Genomic DNA, 16,713 nt, shown 5'->3' with positions numbered 1-16,713 from the left:
TGAACACGAGGGCCGGAAAAAGAATTCTCGCGGTGATGTCGAGAACCCGTGCCCCGCTCCGTCCCCGTGATGAGAGCGACCAGAATGGGTCGCATCGGGACCGAGGAGAGACACCATGGCCAAGTACCTGCTGCTGAAGCACTACCGTGGCGCTCCGGCTCCGGCCAACGACGTGCCCATGGAGCAGTGGACGCCCGAGGAGATCTCGGCGCACGTGCAGTACATGCGGGACTTCGCGGACGGGCTGGTGAAGACCGGGGAGTACGTCGACGGGCAGGCGCTCGCTCCCGAGGGGACGTGGGTGCGGTACGACGGCGAGGGGCGCCCGCCCGTCACCGACGGGCCGTTCGCCGAGACCAAGGACCTCATCGCCGGCTGGATGGTGATCGACGTCGACAGCTACGAGCGGGCCCTCGAACTGGCCGGGGAACTGTCGGCCGCCCCCGGCGCCGGCGGGAAGCCGATCCACGAGTGGCTGGAGCTGCGCCCGTTCTACGCGGCCTCACCCACCGACCCGGAGTGCCACCCCGGTGGATGAGGCGCTGCTCAGAAGCCTCACACCGAGTGTGCTCACCGTCCTCGTCCGCCGCGGAGCCGACTTCGCGGCGGCCGAGGACGCCGTCCAGGACGCGCTGGTCGAGGCGGTCCGGGTCTGGCCGGCCGATCCGCCACGGGACGCGAAGGGCTGGCTGGTCACCGTGGCCTGGCGCAAGTTCCTCGACGCGACCCGCTCGGACACCGCTCGCCGCCGGCGTGAGGACCGTATCGAGGAGGAACCGGCGCCAGGACCGGCGCCCGCCCTGGACGACACGCTCCAGCTGTACTTCCTGTGCGCCCACCCCTCGCTCACCCCGTCCTCCGCCGCCGCCCTCACCCTGCGCGCCGTCGGCGGACTCACCACCCGCCAGATCGCCCAGGCCTACCTCGTGCCCGAGGCGACCATGGCGCAGCGCATCAGCCGGGCCAAGCGGACCGTCTCCGGGGTCCGCTTCGACCAGCCCGGAGATGTCGCCACCGTGCTGCGCGTCCTCTACCTGGTCTTCAACGAGGGCTACTCCGGCGATGTCGACCTCGCCGCCGAGGCCATCCGGCTCACCCGGCAGCTCGCCGCCGCCATCGACCACCCCGAGGTCGCGGGGCTGCTCGCCCTCATGCTGCTCCACCACGCCCGCCGCGCCTCCCGCACCGCCCCCGACGGCAGTCTCGTGCCGCTCGCCGAGCAGGACCGCGCCCGCTGGGACACCGCGGCGATCACCGAGGGCGTCCGGATCCTCCAGACCGCCCTCGCCCGTGACCGCCTCGGCGAGTTCCAGGCCCAGGCCGCCATCGCCGCCCTGCACGCCGACGCGCCCACCGCCGAGGAGACCGACTGGGTGCAGATCGTCGAGTGGTACGACGAGCTCGCCCGCCTCACCGACAGCCCCGTCGTCCGCCTCAACCGGGCGGTCGCCGTGGGCGAGGCGGACGGCCCCCGCGCGGGCCTGGCCGCCCTGGCGGCGGTCGAGGACTCACTGCCCCGCCACACCGCGGCCGCGGCCTATCTTTACGAACGCGCCGGCGACCCGACGACCGCGGCCCGCCTCTACGCCGAGGCCGCCCGCAAGGCCCCCAACCTCGCCGAACGCGACTACCTGACCCGCCAGGCGGCCCGGCTCAACTCCCGTCCGCGCAACTGACGGGGCGCCCGGGACCTCGCCGAGGCAGGGCCGGTCACCCCCCTTACATATGCTGGGCCCTCGGACTGCCGCACGGGGGAAGGGGATGCGGGCATGCCGCTGCACAAGGACGACCCGAAATCGGTCGGCGGATACAAGCTCGTCGACCGGCTCGGGTCCGGGGGAATGGGCGTCGTCTACCGGGGCAGATCCCGCTCCGGGCGCGAGGTCGCGGTGAAGGTCGTGCACGCCCAGTACGCCGAGGACCCCGTCTTCCGCACCCGTTTCCGCCAGGAGATAGCGGCCGTACGCAAGGTGAGCGGCGCCTTCACCGCCCCGGTGGTGGACGCCGATCCTGAGGCGGCACGGCCGTGGATGGTGACCCAGTACGTCCCCGGCCGTTCGCTCGCCGACCGGATCTCCGAGCTCGGCCCGCTGCGGGAGACCGAACTGCGGCGCCTGGCCCTGGGGTTGGTGGAGGCGCTGCGGGACATCCACCGCGCCGGTGTCGTGCACCGCGACCTCAAGCCCGCCAACGTCCTGATGGCCGACGACGGCCCCCGCGTCATCGACTTCGGCATCTCGCGGGCGGCGGAGAACAACCCGCTGACCGAGACCGGCCAGATGATCGGCACCCCGCCCTTCATGTCCCCGGAACAGCTCACCGACGCCCGCACGGTCGGCCCGGCCTCCGACGTCTTCGGGCTCGCCGCGCTGCTGGTGTACACCCTCACCGGCCGGGGGCCGTTCGACGCGGACAGCCCCTATCTCACGGCGTACCAGGTGGTGCACGACGAACCGGTCCTGGACGGCGTACGGCCGCAGCTGCGGACGGTCCTGGAGAGCTGTCTGGCCAAGGATGCCGCGGACCGGCCCGGACTGGACGACGTGGCCCGGGAGCTCGCGAGGGTGTTGCCGGAGGAGGCAATGGAGGGCCCGCAGACGGTGACGCTGCGCGGGGGCCTGCCGGACCCTTCCGACACCGGTGCCCCGGACCCGAGGTCGGCCACGTCGCCGGGCCACCGAGGACGTCGGCTGCGCCCGCTGTGGGCGGCGACCGCCACGATCGGCGTGGTGGCGCTCGGGCTGACGGCGTATCTGCTGACCGGACCGGGACGGGCGGGCGGCGACGACGAGGCCGGCACGGCCGGTGCGCAGACCGCCGTCTCCCGCTGGACGGCGTTGCCCAGCGGCTGGCAGCCCTGGCAGACGACGGTGTACGCCCCCGCCGACCGGGGCCTGAAGAAGGGGATCACCCTCCTCGAGGGAGGTCTGGACAGCGGCCCGGAGTGCCAGATGCACGAGGGCTCCGCCTACTGCGCGGGCGACGCGGTGCTGCCCGTGCGCCTCGACGGTCTCACCGGACGGGTCGACTGGCGCGCCGACGGGGTGCCGTCCGTCTTGAGGAAGAGGTCCTACGCCTTCTCGCTCCTCGGGTTCGCGGACGACGTCATGCTGGTCCAGCAGCGCTACCAGCCCGAGGGCGGGGATCTCGTGCTCTCGGTCATCGCCCTCGACACCGGGACAGGGGAACGGCTGTGGCGCCGCACGGTGGACTCCGAGTCGAGCCACCCGTACCTCTCGGGCGACCTTCTGCTCGTCCCGGACATGGAGCGCGGATCGGTGACCGCACGGTCGGCGCGCACCGGCGCCGAGCGCTGGAAGGCGCCGCTTCCGTCGGGGATGCAATGCGACCCGGGCCGCTCGAACGAGGGCCTCTACCTGGAGTGCGTACCCCCCATGACGCCCAGCAAGGAGATCCTGGTCCTGGGTTTCGACCGCTCCGACGGCTCGGTGCGGCGCCTGACGGTGCCCAGTCACGCGATCCTCGTCGGCACCTACGACGGCCGCCTGCTCTACCTCGAGGCAGGGCGCCTGGCCTCCGACGAAAGGGGCCCCTTCTCCCGTATCCGGCTGGTCGACCCGGACACCGGTGCCGCCACGACGACGGAACTGGCGAAGGAGTTCGAGGGCACGGTGGCGTCGGCGGACGGCACGCTGTGGTTCACCGGCACCTCCGGCCGGGTGACCGCCGTGTCGGTCCGCACCGGCAAGCAGCTGTGGCAGACCCCGACGAGCCTGGAGCAGCCGGGCGGTGTCACCTCCGCCCCGGGCGCCCACGTGGTCTACGTGTCCAGCGCCAGCGGCCGGGTCGCGGCCCTGGACGCCAGGAAGGGCACGCTGCTGTGGGAGACGCTGCCGCGTGCCGAGTGGGTGAACGCACTGAACGAGCGGCTGCCCAAGGTGCTGCTCAACAACGGCGCCCTGGTCGTCACCACCCCGTCCGGTGACATCTTCACCCTCGACCCCGCCCACCCCGAGCGGACCTCCGCATCGGGGTGAGCGCTTCTGGCGACGGTGCTACGGCAGCGCCAGCATCCGCTCCAGCGCCAGCTTCGCGAACGCCTCGGTCTCCTTGTCGACCTCGATCCGGTTGACGAGCTTGCCCTCGGCCAGGGACTCCAGGGTCCAGACGAGGTGGGGCAGGTCGATGCGGTTCATGGTCGAGCAGAAGCAGACCGTCTTGTCGAGGAAGACGATCTCCTTGCCCTCGGGGGCGAAACGGTTCGCGAGGCGTCGTACGAGATTGAGCTCGGTGCCGATGGCCCACTTCGAGCCGGCCGGGGCCGCCTCCAGCGCCTTGATGATGTACTCGGTCGAGCCGACGTAGTCCGCCGCGGCCACGACCTCGTGCTTGCACTCGGGGTGGACGAGGACGTTCACCCCGGGGATGCGGGCGCGGACGTCTTCCACGGACTCCAGCGAGAAGCGGCCGTGGACCGAGCAGTGGCCGCGCCACAGGATCATCTTCGCGTCCCGCAGCTGCTCGGCGGTCAGGCCGCCGTTCGGCTTGTGCGGGTTGTAGAGGACGCAGTCCTCCAGGGTCATCCCCATGTCCCGCACGGCGGTGTTGCGGCCGAGGTGCTGGTCGGGGAGGAACAGCACCTTCTCGCCCTGCTCGAAGGCCCACTCCAGAGCCTTCTTGGCGTTGGACGACGTGCAGATGGTGCCGCCGTGCTTGCCCGTGAACGCCTTGATGTCCGCGGAGGAGTTCATGTACGACACCGGCACGACCTGCTCGGCTATGCCGGCGTCGGTGAGGACGTCCCAGCACTCGGCGACCTGCTCGGCCGTCGCCATGTCGGCCATGGAGCAGCCGGCGGCGAGGTCGGGCAGGACCACCTTCTGGTCGTCGGACGTGAGGATGTCCGCGGACTCGGCCATGAAGTGCACACCGCAGAACACGATGTACTCGGCCTCCGGGCGGGCAGCCGCGTCGCGGGCCAGCTTGAAGGAGTCGCCCGTGACGTCGGCGAACTGGATGACCTCGTCACGCTGGTAGTGGTGGCCGAGCACGAACACCTTGTCGCCGAGCTTCTCCTTCGCCGCGCGGGCGCGCTCGACCAGGTCGGGATCGGAGGGCGAGGGCAGATCGCCGGGACACTCGACGCCCCGCTCGCTCCTCGGGTCGGCCTCGCGGCCGAGCAGCAACAGGGCGAGCGGAGTCGGCTGTACGTCGAGCTCCGTGGTCTGGGCGGTGGTCACGACACGCACCCTTTCTACTTTTCGTCGAACTGACGTTATCTATCATAACCCGGTTCACGTCACTTTGACGATGGTCATTGCGTCGATGTGACGTGAATCCCGAAGAGACGTTTTCCGCCCAGCACGGCATGTGCGAGCATGAAGGAGGCGCCGGAAAAACCGGCGTCCGGCCCGGAATGAATCCGCGGCCTTGCCGGTTGCACCAGTCGGCAAGCAGTCTCCGTACAACCCGGGAGAGATGTAGATGTCCGTATCGGACGAGACCGGCACCGTCACCGACGGCATCATCCTGTCCGACGCCGCCGCGGCGAAGGTCAAGGCCCTGCTCGACCAGGAAGGCCGTGAGGACCTGGCCCTGCGCGTCGCCGTTCAGCCCGGCGGCTGCTCCGGCCTGCGTTACCAGCTCTTCTTCGACGAGCGTTCGCTCGACGGCGACGTCGTCAAGGACTTCGGCGGCGTCAAGGTCGTCACCGACCGCATGAGCGCCCCGTACCTGGGCGGCGCGTCCATCGACTTCGTGGACACCATCGAGAAGCAGGGCTTCACGATCGACAACCCCAACGCGACCGGCTCCTGCGCCTGCGGCGACTCCTTCAGCTGACCCGCGGTTCGCACCGGCCCAGAGCGACAGAAGGCGGCGGCCCCCTCCGACGGGGCCGCCGCCTTCGCGCATCCGCAGGACTACTACCGGGCCGCCCCGGAGGTCTCCGGCAGTCGTGCGCCCGCCTTCTTCAGCGGGATCTCCTTGCCGTCCGAGCCCACGACCTTGCGGGCACCGAGCGGCTCGTCGAGCGGCACGGTCTTCTGGATCTCCTTGGCGATCATGATGCAGACCTTGTCCGGCCACGGCGTGTAGGTCACCGTGACCTTCACCTCGTCCGCGCTCTCGCCCGCCGACGCCGTGTAGTCCCCGCACACCCCGCCCGTGAAGCTCACGGTGAGCTCATTGCCCTCGGCGGTGTAGCCGTCCACCTGGACGTCCCGCGTCTTCGGCGCGGAGGTGGGCCGGTCGGAGGGTGCGGTGGGGGAGACGGGCGTGGTCGGCGTCGCCGTCGCCGGGGAGGTGATGTACGCCGGGTCGACCGCCGGATACGTCACCGTGAAGGCGTCCTTCGCCCCCGGCGCCCGCACCTCGAACAGCCAGGACGGCACCAGCGCCTGCCGGCCGCCCACGAAGTGCGACGCCAGCCCGAACACCGCCTTCTCGACGCTGAGCGTGTTGTTCGCCGGGCTCGCCGTCGACTCCCCGCAGGGCGCCTCCAGCCGGTCCTTCAGCGGTACAGGACTGGCACAGCCGCCGATGCCCATGCGGTGGCCGGACACGGGCACCTTGTTCAGCAGCCCCAGCGTCTTCTCGGCGCTCAGCACGGGATACGTGTCGCTCTTGACCGGCGCCTTCAACTGGCCGGTGCCGCCGACCACTTCGCCCTGTCCGTTCACGGTGACGCCGGTCGCCCAGCCGTACGTGGGCAGCCCGCCGACGACCGGGTCGGCGTTCACGGTCCGCTGGGCGCCCATGACCTGGCTCGCGTCCAGCTTCGCGGTGCCCTGGCCCACCGCCTTCAGCACCGGCGCGGCGGCCTTCTCTGCGACCGCCTCGCTCACCGGACGGCCGGTGGGCGCCCCGCACACGGTGGCGCTCCGGCAGTCGTCGATGACGGGGGAGTAGCGCTGGAAGGTCCACGCGCCCGGCGCCTGCCGGTTCACCTGCAGACTCGGCCCCGAACCGTCCTTGACCCCGATCCGCCAGAGCTGCCCCTGCGCCACCGGCTTCCCGTCGACCCCGAGCGCCTCGGCCAGCCGGGTCACGTCGTCCTCGGTGACCTGCCCCTGGACCCGGTAGACGGGCGCCGAGCCGGGCCCCTGAGGGAGGCTGCCGTCGACGCGATAGGTCACGCCGTACGGATTCGGCTCCCCCGGCGCGATCCCGTTCCCCGTCTCACCGCCCGCGCCGTAGCCGTCGAGCGCGAGAGGCGGCGGAGTGCCGTCTCCGGCGGCACCGGAGGCCGCGCCACCGCCGGACCCCCCGGCGGTACCGGCGGCGAGGTATGCCCCACCGCCCCCCACCAGCAACACAGCGGCGGCTACGGCGGCGATGGCGACGGGCGACCGATGCCGAGCCACCCGAGGCACCCCGGCATCCCCGTCCCGGGGGATCTCGGAGTCGGGGCGAGCGGCGGGGGAGGCAGCGCCGGTGACGTCGGGATCGGCACCGGTACCGAGGGAGGAGCGGGCACCTACGGAGCCCTCCGGCTCGGTGGCAACGGCAGCGGCAGCGGTGGCTTCGGTGTCGGAGCCCGGGGAGTCGTCCGAGTCGGAGTCGGCGACACCCTCGGCGTCCTCGTCCTCCGGCGTGTCCGCGGCGGCAGCCCCGGCGTTCTCCGTGCCCTCGGTTCCACCACCGCGACCGGCCTCGGCGCCGCTCGTGCCCTCGTCACCGGGAGCCTCGGAACCCCGCTCCTCCGCAGCGCCACTCGCCTCGCCGCCGCCCTGCGCTTCGGTACCGCTCGCCCCACCGGCACCCCGCGCTTCCGCAGCGCTCTCGTCCCCGGCGTCGGAGGTCTCGCCGGGGTCGTTGTTGTCGGGTCGCTCGGTGTTCACCGCATCGCTCCTTCTGCTGCGCAACTGTCCCTCGACCCTGACCCGGCCCTGTCAAAAAGGTCGGCAAACGGGTCGTATCCCGCATCCCCTTTCCGGGGGACGGCGATGGGACGCAGCGGGGGAGCGCGCGGTTCCCTCGAACGCGCCGACGCACGCGCCCTGCCTCGGCGCCGTGGCTCAGTCGCGGTACTCCGACATGGCCTCCAGCACCCGGGCGGACCCCTCGGGAACCGTCACACCGTGGATGAGCGAGGGAGAGACCGGAAGCGCCGCGATCCGGTCGGGAGCCGCCCAGTGCGGAGCCATCCGGGCGCAGTCACCGCGCAGCGAGGCGAGGTCACCGTCCAGGTCGGCCGGGGTGGAGGTGTACAGCTCAAGGTTCGTCATGACGGAACCGTAAGCACGTCCAAGCCCGCGAAGAAAGATCTACTATCGGGTAGTTTTACCTGCTTCACCGCGCCGTCGGCCTCCTCGCAGTACTCCATACGGACCCGATAGCGTGAAGTGTCAATACACCCTTCTTCTGGAGAGCCTCGCCGTGCGTATCGCAGTCACCGGCTCCATCGCCACCGACCACCTCATGACGTTCCCCGGCCGCTTCGCCGACCAGCTCGTCGCGGACCAGCTGCACACGGTCTCGCTCTCCTTCCTGGTCGACAACCTCGACGTACGCAGGGGAGGCGTCGGCGCGAACATCGCCTTCGGTATGGGCCTGCTCGGCACGAAGCCGATCCTCGTCGGCGCCGCGGGCTTCGACTTCGACGAGTACCGCGCCTGGCTGGACCGGCACGGCGTCGACACCGCGTCCGTCCGTATCTCCGAGACGCTGCACACCGCCCGCTTCGTGTGCACCACGGACTCCGACCACAACCAGATCGGCTCCTTCTACACGGGCGCGATGAGCGAGGCCCGCCAGATCGAGCTCAAGACGGTCGCCGACCGCGTGGACGGCCTCGACCTCGTCCTCATCGGCGCCGACGACCCCGAGGCGATGCTCCGCCACACCGAGGAGTGCCGCTCCCGCGGCATCCCGTTCGCCGCGGACTTCTCCCAGCAGATCGCCCGGATGAACGGCGACGAGATCCGGATCCTGCTGGAAGGCGCCACGTACCTCTTCTCCAACGAGTACGAGAAGGGGCTCATCGAGTCCAAGACGGGCTGGTCCGACGAGGAGATCCTCGCGAAGGTCGGCCACCGGGTCACGACGCTCGGCGCGCAGGGGGTGCGGATCGACCGGGCCGGCGCGGAGCCGATCGTCGTCGGCTGCGCGGAGGAGGAGCGCAAGGCCGACCCGACGGGCGTCGGCGACGCGTTCCGCGCCGGATTCCTGTCGGGGCTCGCCTGGGGCGTCTCCCTGGAGCGCGCGGCCCAGGTGGGCTGCATGCTGGCCACGCTCGTCATCGAGACGGTGGGCACGCAGGAGTACCGCCTGCGACGGGGCAACTTCATGGAGCGCTTCACCAAGGCGTACGGCGACGAGGCGGCCGACGAGGTCCGCACCCACCTCGGCTGACCCACCTCGGCTGTCCCACCTCGGATGACCGGCTAGGAGATCCGGCGGACCACGTACACCGAACCCTGGTCCGCCGGTTCTTCCCCCACGTACGCCTGTTCCCGCATCTCGCACCACGCCGGGATGTCCAGCCGCGCCGCCTCGTCGTCCGACAGGACCCGGACCGTCCCGCCCACCGGCACGTCCCCGATCACCTTCGCCAGTTCGATGACCGGGATCGGGCACCGCTTGCCCAGGGCGTCCACGACCAGGGCGTCCGCACGGACGACAGCCGAAGGCGTCGGCGCCCCCAGCTTCTCCCGGACCGCGGTCACCGCCCCCGGCAAAACCTCCAGAAAGCGGTCGACCTCCTCGGACGTCGTCCCCGGCGGCAACGAAACCCGCACGTTTCCCTCACTCAGCACCCCCATCGCCTTCAGTACGTGGCTGGGCGTCAGCGTGCTGCTGGTGCAGGACGATCCGGAGGAAACGGAGAAACCCGCCCGGTCCAGCTCGTGCAGCAGGGTCTCTCCATCGACATAGAGACAGGAGAAGGTGACGATCCCGGGCAGCCGCCGCCCGGCATCGCCCACCACGTCCACATCCGGCACCAGCAGCGGCACCCGCGCACGGATCCGCGCCGTCAGCTCCCGCAGCCGTACGGCCTCCTGGGCCGCCTCGGCCCGCACCGCCCGCAGCGAGGCCGCCGCCGCGACGATCGCCGGCAGGTTCTCGAACCCGGGCGCCCGCCCCGACTCCCGCTCGTCGGCCGGTCCCCGGGGCGAGAACCGGACACCTTTCCGTACGGCGAGCAGGCCCACCCCCGACGGGCCGCCCCACTTGTGCGCGCTGGCCGTCAACAGGGACCAGGCACCGTCCACCGGCTCCCACCCGAGCGACTGCGCCGCGTCCACCAGCAACGGCACCCCGGCCTCCCGGCACACGTCGGCCACCTCGGCCACCGGCTGCACGGTCCCCACCTCGTGGTTGGCCGACTGAAGACAGGCCAGCGCGGTGTCCGGGCGCAGGGCATCGGCGTACGACCGCGGACTCACGGCTCCCGTACGGTCCACCGGCACCTCGGTCACGTCGAACGGCTCCGCCGAATGGAGCACCGAGGAGTGTTCGACAGCTGACACGATCAGGTGACGTCCGATCCGCCGCCGCCCGGCCAACGCCCCCGCGATCCCGTCGTGCACGGCTCGCGTCCCCGAAGAGGTGAACGTCAGCTCATCGGGCCGAGACCCCACAGCCTCGGCAGCGGCCTCCCGAGCAGCATCCAGCAACAACCGAGCCCGCCGCCCCTCCCGGTAGAGACGAGAGGGATCAGCCCACCCTTCATCAAGCGCCGCCAACAGCGCCTGACGAGCGACGGGATGGAGCGGAGCAGCGGAAGCGGCATCGAAGTAGGACACAGGTCAACGCTAGTACCGCCAGGGGCGCGGGGTTGTATCCGACTGCGGCTCCGCCGCGGGGCGCGACCAGCCACCGAGGGCCCGCAGCCGCCAATCCAGCGAACCCCCTACCCAGTAGGCACCCCTCCTCGCGACCCCCCGAACCGCGTCGGCTAGGGTTTGGTCCGCATAAACATCCAAACCCCTGCCCGACGCAGGCCGGCGACCGACCACCGAGTAAGGCCAGGCCGCAGCCACTCCGCGCGGGCGAGACTCTCGGGAAGGCGCTACGTGAGTCCCAACGGCTCCGACCGCTCGCCGCGGCGCCCGATGCGGCGGAAGCTGCTGCAGGCAATGACCGCGGGCCTGGTCCTTGCGACCGCCACCGGTTGCACATACAAGGACTTCCCCCGCCTTGGTATGCCCACCCCGACCACGGAAGAGGCTCCGCGGATCCTCTCCCTGTGGCAGGGCTCCTGGGCTGCCGCGCTCGCCGTTGGCGTGCTGGTGTGGGGTCTGATCATCTGGAGCGCCATCTTCCACCGGCGCAGCCGCACCAAGGTCGAGGTTCCTCCGCAGACCCGGTACAACATGCCCATCGAGGCGCTGTACACCGTGGTTCCGCTCGTGATCGTCTCGGTCCTTTTCTACTTCACGGCCCGTGACGAGTCGAAGCTCCTCAGCCTCAAGAAGGAGCCCGACGTCACCATCAACGTCGTCGGCTACCAGTGGAGCTGGGCCTTCAACTACGTCACGCCCGTCGCGGGCTCCACGGGTGACGCGAAGACGGACAAGAACCTGGACGCGATTCCGACCCGGTTCAAGGACGACTTCCCGGCGAACGCCGGCGGTGTCTACGACTTCGGGACGCCCGCCACACGGAACCCGCAGACCGGCAACCCGGGCCCGACCCTCTGGCTCCCCAAGGGCAAGACGGTCCGCTTCGTCCTCACCTCGCGTGACGTCATCCACTCCTTCTGGGTGGTGCCGTTCCTGATGAAGCAGGACGTCATCCCGGGTCACACCAACGCCTTCGAGGTGACTCCGAACAAGGAGGGCACCTTCATGGGCAAGTGCGCCGAGCTCTGCGGCGTCGACCACTCCCGGATGCTGTTCAACGTGAAGGTCGTTTCCCCCGAGCGCTACGAGCAGCACCTCAAGGACCTCGCGAAGAAGGGGCAGACCGGTTACGTTCCCGCGGGCATCGAGCAGACCGCCCACGAGAAGGACCGGGAGACGACGAACCTGTGAGCATCCTCAACGAACCCCAGGGTGCCGCGGCGGCAGGGTCCCACTACACGGACGAGCTGCCGGTCCGGCGCCAGAACCGCGGCAGCGTGGTCATCAAGTGGCTCACCACCACTGACCACAAGACGATCGGCACGCTGTACCTGGCCACGTCGTTCGCGTTCTTCCTCATCGGCGGCGTGATGGCGCTCTTCATGCGCGCCGAGCTGGCCCGGCCGGGTCTGCAGATCATGTCGAACGAGCAGTTCAACCAGGCGTTCACGATGCACGGCACGATCATGCTGCTGATGTTCGCGACGCCGCTGTTCGCCGGCTTCACCAACTGGATCATGCCGCTGCAGATCGGCGCGCCCGACGTGGCGTTCCCGCGACTGAACATGTTCGCCTACTGGCTCTACCTGTTCGGCTCGACGATCGCGGTGGGCGGCTTCCTGACCCCGCAGGGCGCGGCCGACTTCGGCTGGTTCGCCTACTCCCCGCTGTCGGACGCGGTCCGCTCGCCGGGCATCGGCGCCGACCTGTGGATCATGGGTCTGGCCTTCTCCGGCTTCGGCACGATCCTCGGCGCGGTCAACTTCATCACCACGATCATCTGCATGCGCGCGCCCGGCATGACCATGTTCCGCATGCCGATCTTCGTGTGGAACGTGCTGCTGACCGCGGTGCTGGTCCTGCTCGCCTTCCCCGTTCTCGCCGCCGCGCTGTTCGCGCTGGAGGCGGATCGGAAATTCGGGGCACACGTCTTCGACGCCGCGAACGGCGGAGCGTTGCTCTGGCAGCACCTCTTCTGGTTCTTCGGCCATCCAGAGGTGTACATCATCGCCCTGCCGTTCTTCGGCATCATTTCCGAGGTCATCCCGGTCTTCTCCCGCAAGCCGATGTTCGGCTACATGGGTCTGATCGCGGCGACCATCGCGATCGCGGGTCTGTCCGTGACGGTGTGGGCCCACCACATGTACGTCACCGGCGGTGTGCTCCTGCCGTTCTTCTCCTTCATGACGTTCCTCATCGCCGTACCGACCGGCGTGAAGTTCTTCAACTGGATCGGAACGATGTGGAAGGGGTCCCTGAGTTTCGAGACCCCGATGCTCTGGGCCACCGGCTTCCTGATCACCTTCACCTTCGGTGGTCTGACCGGTGTCATCCTCGCCTCGCCCCCGATGGACTTCCACGTCTCGGACTCGTACTTCGTGGTGGCGCACTTCCACTACGTCGTCTTCGGCACCGTCGTCTTCGCGATGTTCTCCGGCTTCCACTTCTGGTGGCCGAAGTTCACCGGCAAGATGCTCGACGAGCGCCTCGGCAAGATCACGTTCTGGACGCTGTTCATCGGCTTCCACGGCACCTTCCTGGTCCAGCACTGGCTGGGCGCCGAGGGCATGCCCCGCCGGTACGCCGACTATCTGGCGGCCGACGGCTTCACCGCCCTGAACACGATCTCGACGATCAGCTCCTTCGTGCTCGGCCTGTCGATCCTGCCGTTCCTCTACAACGTGTGGAAGACGGCCAAGTACGGCAAGCCGGTCGGCGTCGACGACCCGTGGGGCTACGGCCGCTCGCTCGAGTGGGCGACCTCCTGCCCGCCGCCGCGCCACAACTTCCTCACCCTGCCGAGGATCCGCAGCGAATCCCCGGCGTTCGACCTGCACCACCCCGAGATCGCCGCTCTCGACCAGCTCGAGAACGCCGGTCACGGTGAGAAGGCTCTGGCCGGCAACGGCGGCAAGGAGGCCGGCAAGTGAAGATCCAGGGACGGATGTTCTTCTGGCTGAGCATCTTCATCCTCGCCATGGCGATCGTCTATGGCGTGTGGTCGAAGGAGCCGGCCGGTACCACCGCGCTCTTCCTGGCCTTCGGCCTGTCCATCATGATCGGCTTCTACCTGGGCTTCACGGCCAAGCGGGTGGACGCCGGCGCGCAGGACAACAAGGAGGCCGACGTCGCGGACGACGCCGGCGAGGTCGGGTTCTTCAGCCCGCACAGCTGGCAGCCGCTCGCCCTCGGCTTCGGCGGTGCCCTCGCCTTCCTGTCGGTCGCGATCGGCTGGTGGCTGCTGTACTTCTCGGTGCCGGTCATCATGATCGGTCTGTACGGCTGGGTCTTCGAGTACTACCGCGGTGAGAACCGCACGCAGTAGCACGAGCTGAGCTCGACAGAGCCCGGACACTCCGCGAGGAGCGTCCGGGCTCCTGCTTTTGCCGCAATCCGTATCCCTCGTACGAGTCACCCGGCGTGCCGTTCTTGACGGGGCTTCCTAGCGTGAAGTCATGAACCACGCACCGCGTACCCGCACCGTCGTGAGCTGCACGCTGCTGGTGATCGCCCTCGGCGTGAGCGCCGCCGCCTGTGGGTCCGACGGGAACCCGCTGGCGGCCACGCCCTACGACGCGGCGGACCAGATCGCCTTCAACGCGCCCACGGGCGACGGCAAGAAGGCCGACCCGGACAAGCCGCTCGAGGTGACCGCCGAGGACGACGACGGCCGCATCACCGACGTCACGGCCACGGACGCCACAGGCCGCTATCTGGCGGGCGAACTCTCGGCCGACGGCACCCGCTGGCGCAGCACCTCTCCGCTGGCCGCAAACGCCCATTACGTCGTCCGGGTGAGCACCGAGGACGACGACGGGGCACCCGGCCGCAAGGTCCTCGACTTCGACACCAGCAAGCCCGTGGGCAAGAAGCGCCTGAACGTCACCTTCGGCCCCAAGTCGGGCACGTACGGCGTCGGCCAGCCCGTCACCGCCAAGCTGGACAAGCCGGTCAAGGACAAGGCCCAGCGGGCCGTCGTCGAGCGCGCCCTCAGGGTCGACTCCACACCCGCCGTACCGGGCGCCTGGCACTGGGTGGACGACAAGGAACTCCACTACCGGCCCAAGGAGTACTGGCCCACGCACGCCACGATCCAGGTCCGCAGCGACCTGGAGGGCATCAAGATCGGCGACCGGCTCTGGGGCGGCAAGGGCAAGGCCCTGAAGCTGACCACCGGGGAGCGCATCATCGCCGTGACGGACGCCTCGTCACACTCGATGAAGGTCTACAAGAACGAGGAGGTCATCAAGGAACTTCCGGTCACCACGGGCAAGCCCGGCTTCGAGACCCGCAACGGCGTCAAGGTCGTACTCGGCAAGGAGTACTTCGTACGTATGCGCGGCACCAGCATCGGCATCGCCGAGGGCTCCTCGGAGTCGTACGACCTGCCGGTCTACTACGCCACCCGCCTCACCTGGAGCGGCGAGTACGTCCACGCCGCCCCCTGGTCGGTCGGCTCCCAGGGCTACGCCAACGTCAGCCACGGCTGCACCGGCATGAGCACGTCCAACGCCGAGTGGTTCTTCGACACGGTCCACGAGGGCGACGTGGTGCAGGTCGTCAACTCGGACGGCAACACCATGGAGCCCTTCGGCAACGGCTTCGGTGACTGGAACGTGGACTGGAAGAAGTGGCGCGACGGCAGCGCCCTGGTGGCCGGCACCCCGGACGCCCCGAGCGCGGAGCAGGTGGCGAGGCTGAGGCCGCAGAGCGTCTAGAGACACCTCAGGGGCCGGCACGCCCAGAAGCGCGGCAGCCCCCGAGCTCCTAGGCGCTCAACGCCTTCCGGTCCCGCAGCAGAGAAGCCAGCGCGGAAGCGAACTCCACCGGATCCACCGGATGCGTCACCGCACCCTCCGCCCGGCTCCACGTCGCCAGCCACGCGTCCTGCGGCCGCCCGATCAGCAACAGCACCGGCGGGCAGTTGAACACCTCGTCCTTGATCTGCCGGCACAGGCCCATGCCCCCCATCGGCACGGCCTCCCCGTCCAGCACACAGACATCGATCCCGCCCTTGTCCAGCTCCTTCAGCACCGCCGCGGGCGTGGCGCACTCCAGGAACTCCACCAACGGGACGTCCGGAGCCGGTCGCCGGCCGGAGGCGAGCCGTACCTGCTCGCGGGTGTTGGAATCGTCGCTGTAGACCAGCACCGTGGCGGTCGGCTGCATTGTTCCTCCGTGACGTCAGCGTCGTAAGGACAGGTCCGTTGGGCCGGATGCTACTCCCTTGAACACCACGTCAACACCGGTATGAAGGAGCAAGACACTCCGAACGGCACCCCCCGGGGTGAGGGCGGGATAAGCGACCGACATAATGTCGGTCGTGGCGACAGCAACGACAGAGACAACCGGGCACGCGCACCCATCGGTCAACCGGCCGAACCTCACCAGCGTCGGAACCATCATCTGGCTGAGTTCCGAGCTGATGTTCTTCGCGGCCCTCTTCGCGATGTACTTCACCCTGCGATCGGTGACGGGTCCCGACCACTGGAAGGAAATGGCGTCCAGCCTGAACTTCCCGTTCTCGGCGACGAACACCACGATCCTGGTGCTCTCCTCCCTCACCTGCCAGCTCGGCGTCTTCGCAGCCGAGCGCGGTGATGTGAAGAAGCTCCGGGGCTGGTTCATCATCACCTTCATCATGGGCGCGATCTTCATCGGCGGTCAGATCTACGAGTACACGGAGCTGGTGAAGAACGACGGGCTCTCGCTCTCCTCCGATCCGTACGGCTCGGTGTTCTACCTGACCACCGGCTTCCACGGCATGCACGTGACGGGCGGCCTCATCGCGTTCCTGTTCGTTCTCGGGCGTACCTACGCGGCCAAGAGGTTCACCCACGAGCAGGCGACCGCGGCCATCGTCGTGTCCTACTACTGGCACTTCGTCGACGTCGTCTGGATCGGCCTCTTCGCCACGATCTACATGATCAAGTAGCCGGGCCCGCTCCCGACATCGCAAGCATCG

At 69.5% G+C, this 16,713-nt stretch carries 15 protein-coding genes; 10 read left to right on the top strand and 5 right to left on the bottom strand.

Going from position 1 to position 16,713, the window contains the following annotated elements:
- Window positions 1-115: 115 nt before the first annotated feature.
- The 3 genes from ACGFWE_RS10275 to ACGFWE_RS10265 all read left to right on the top strand — a co-directional run bounded on the left by ACGFWE_RS10275 (window position 116) and on the right by ACGFWE_RS10265 (window position 3,998).
- Window positions 116-538 (top strand): YciI family protein, encoded by a 423-nt coding sequence (locus tag ACGFWE_RS10275; RefSeq protein ID WP_352383018.1) that lies wholly within the window; start codon window positions 116-118, stop codon window positions 536-538.
- Window positions 531-1,676: an RNA polymerase sigma factor gene (locus ACGFWE_RS10270; RefSeq protein WP_393599240.1), complete on the top strand. Its 1,146-nt coding sequence runs from the start codon at window positions 531-533 to the stop codon at window positions 1,674-1,676. Before ACGFWE_RS10275 ends, ACGFWE_RS10270 begins: the two co-directional genes overlap by 8 nt.
- Window positions 1,677-1,769: 93 nt before the next feature.
- Window positions 1,770-3,998 (top strand): PQQ-binding-like beta-propeller repeat protein, encoded by a 2,229-nt coding sequence (locus tag ACGFWE_RS10265; RefSeq protein ID WP_393599238.1) that lies wholly within the window; start codon window positions 1,770-1,772, stop codon window positions 3,996-3,998.
- A gap of 18 nt (window positions 3,999-4,016) precedes the next feature.
- Here the strand turns inward: ACGFWE_RS10265 and nadA are convergent, their stop codons facing one another.
- Entirely contained in the window at window positions 4,017-5,201 is a 1,185-nt protein-coding gene (nadA, locus tag ACGFWE_RS10260; RefSeq protein ID WP_306982620.1) for a quinolinate synthase NadA, read from the bottom strand.
- Between the two features lie 244 nt (window positions 5,202-5,445).
- Between nadA and ACGFWE_RS10255 the strand changes: the two genes are divergently transcribed.
- Window positions 5,446-5,802, top strand: coding sequence for an iron-sulfur cluster assembly accessory protein (locus ACGFWE_RS10255; RefSeq protein ID WP_266525746.1), 357 nt, complete (start codon window positions 5,446-5,448; stop codon window positions 5,800-5,802).
- 83 nt (window positions 5,803-5,885) lie between these two features.
- Here the strand turns inward: ACGFWE_RS10255 and ACGFWE_RS10250 are convergent, their stop codons facing one another.
- The gene (locus ACGFWE_RS10250) at window positions 5,886-7,802 is read right to left on the bottom strand and encodes a hypothetical protein (protein WP_393599236.1); all 1,917 of its coding nucleotides are present in this window, start codon (window positions 7,800-7,802) and stop codon (window positions 5,886-5,888) included.
- 177 nt (window positions 7,803-7,979) lie between these two features.
- Entirely contained in the window at window positions 7,980-8,189 is a 210-nt protein-coding gene (locus ACGFWE_RS10245) for a hypothetical protein (protein ID WP_393599234.1), read from the bottom strand.
- A 151-nt stretch (window positions 8,190-8,340) separates the two neighbouring features.
- Here ACGFWE_RS10245 and ACGFWE_RS10240 point away from each other — a divergent pair, with 151 nt between their 5' ends.
- Complete coding sequence (locus tag ACGFWE_RS10240) at window positions 8,341-9,315, top strand: carbohydrate kinase family protein (protein WP_352383007.1); 975 nt, start codon at window positions 8,341-8,343, stop codon at window positions 9,313-9,315.
- A 32-nt stretch (window positions 9,316-9,347) separates the two neighbouring features.
- Here ACGFWE_RS10240 and ACGFWE_RS10235 read toward each other — a convergent pair whose 3' ends face one another.
- On the bottom strand, window positions 9,348-10,709 hold the full coding sequence (locus ACGFWE_RS10235) for an aminotransferase class V-fold PLP-dependent enzyme (protein ID WP_352383005.1): 1,362 nt from the start codon (window positions 10,707-10,709) through the stop codon (window positions 9,348-9,350).
- A 270-nt stretch (window positions 10,710-10,979) separates the two neighbouring features.
- Here ACGFWE_RS10235 and coxB point away from each other — a divergent pair, with 270 nt between their 5' ends.
- The 4 genes from coxB (at window position 10,980) to ACGFWE_RS10215 (ending at window position 15,466) form a co-directional block, all read left to right on the top strand.
- The gene (gene coxB / locus ACGFWE_RS10230) at window positions 10,980-11,939 is read left to right on the top strand and encodes a cytochrome c oxidase subunit II (protein WP_352383003.1); all 960 of its coding nucleotides are present in this window, start codon (window positions 10,980-10,982) and stop codon (window positions 11,937-11,939) included.
- Window positions 11,936-13,678 carry a cytochrome c oxidase subunit I gene (ctaD, locus tag ACGFWE_RS10225; RefSeq protein ID WP_352383001.1) on the top strand — a complete coding sequence of 581 codons (1,743 nt, stop codon included), beginning with the start codon at window positions 11,936-11,938 and terminating at the stop codon, window positions 13,676-13,678. The genes coxB and ctaD overlap by 4 nt, the downstream gene beginning before the upstream one ends.
- Window positions 13,675-14,073 (top strand): cytochrome c oxidase subunit 4, encoded by a 399-nt coding sequence (locus tag ACGFWE_RS10220; RefSeq protein WP_007381486.1) that lies wholly within the window; start codon window positions 13,675-13,677, stop codon window positions 14,071-14,073. The genes ctaD and ACGFWE_RS10220 overlap by 4 nt, the downstream gene beginning before the upstream one ends.
- Before the next feature lie 130 nt (window positions 14,074-14,203).
- On the top strand, window positions 14,204-15,466 hold the full coding sequence (locus tag ACGFWE_RS10215) for an Ig-like domain-containing protein (protein ID WP_393599231.1): 1,263 nt from the start codon (window positions 14,204-14,206) through the stop codon (window positions 15,464-15,466).
- Window positions 15,467-15,515: 49 nt separating this feature from the next.
- Here ACGFWE_RS10215 and ACGFWE_RS10210 read toward each other — a convergent pair whose 3' ends face one another.
- Window positions 15,516-15,917: a hypothetical protein gene (locus tag ACGFWE_RS10210; protein ID WP_393599229.1), complete on the bottom strand. Its 402-nt coding sequence runs from the start codon at window positions 15,915-15,917 to the stop codon at window positions 15,516-15,518.
- Window positions 15,918-16,062: 145 nt separating this feature from the next.
- On the opposite strand from ACGFWE_RS10210, the gene ACGFWE_RS10205 reads away from it, so the two are divergent.
- Window positions 16,063-16,683: a heme-copper oxidase subunit III gene (locus ACGFWE_RS10205; protein ID WP_393599227.1), complete on the top strand. Its 621-nt coding sequence runs from the start codon at window positions 16,063-16,065 to the stop codon at window positions 16,681-16,683.
- Window positions 16,684-16,713 lie beyond the last annotated feature (30 nt).

It is taken from the genome of Streptomyces sp. NPDC048523 (assembly GCF_043199815.1).
In the GTDB taxonomy this organism is placed as follows: Bacteria; Actinomycetota; Actinomycetes; order Streptomycetales; family Streptomycetaceae; genus Streptomyces.
Note: the sequence above shows the minus strand (reverse complement) of the source record. Positions and strands in the feature narration are given on the sequence as shown.

Excerpts from the sequence above, each read along its gene's own strand:
- ACGFWE_RS10275 (WP_352383018.1), top strand. The coding sequence starts at position 116 with ATGGCCAAGTACCTGCTGCTGAAGCACTACCGTGGCGCTCCGGCTCCG.
- ACGFWE_RS10265 (WP_393599238.1), top strand. The coding sequence starts at position 1,770 with ATGCCGCTGCACAAGGACGACCCGAAATCGGTCGGCGGATACAAGCTC.
- ACGFWE_RS10255 (WP_266525746.1), top strand. The coding sequence starts at position 5,446 with ATGTCCGTATCGGACGAGACCGGCACCGTCACCGACGGCATCATCCTG.
- ACGFWE_RS10245 (WP_393599234.1), bottom strand. The coding sequence starts at position 8,189 with ATGACGAACCTTGAGCTGTACACCTCCACCCCGGCCGACCTGGACGGT.
- ACGFWE_RS10215 (WP_393599231.1), top strand. The coding sequence starts at position 14,204 with ATGAACCACGCACCGCGTACCCGCACCGTCGTGAGCTGCACGCTGCTG.
- ACGFWE_RS10210 (WP_393599229.1), bottom strand. The coding sequence starts at position 15,917 with ATGCAGCCGACCGCCACGGTGCTGGTCTACAGCGACGATTCCAACACC.
- ACGFWE_RS10205 (WP_393599227.1), top strand. The coding sequence starts at position 16,063 with ATGTCGGTCGTGGCGACAGCAACGACAGAGACAACCGGGCACGCGCAC.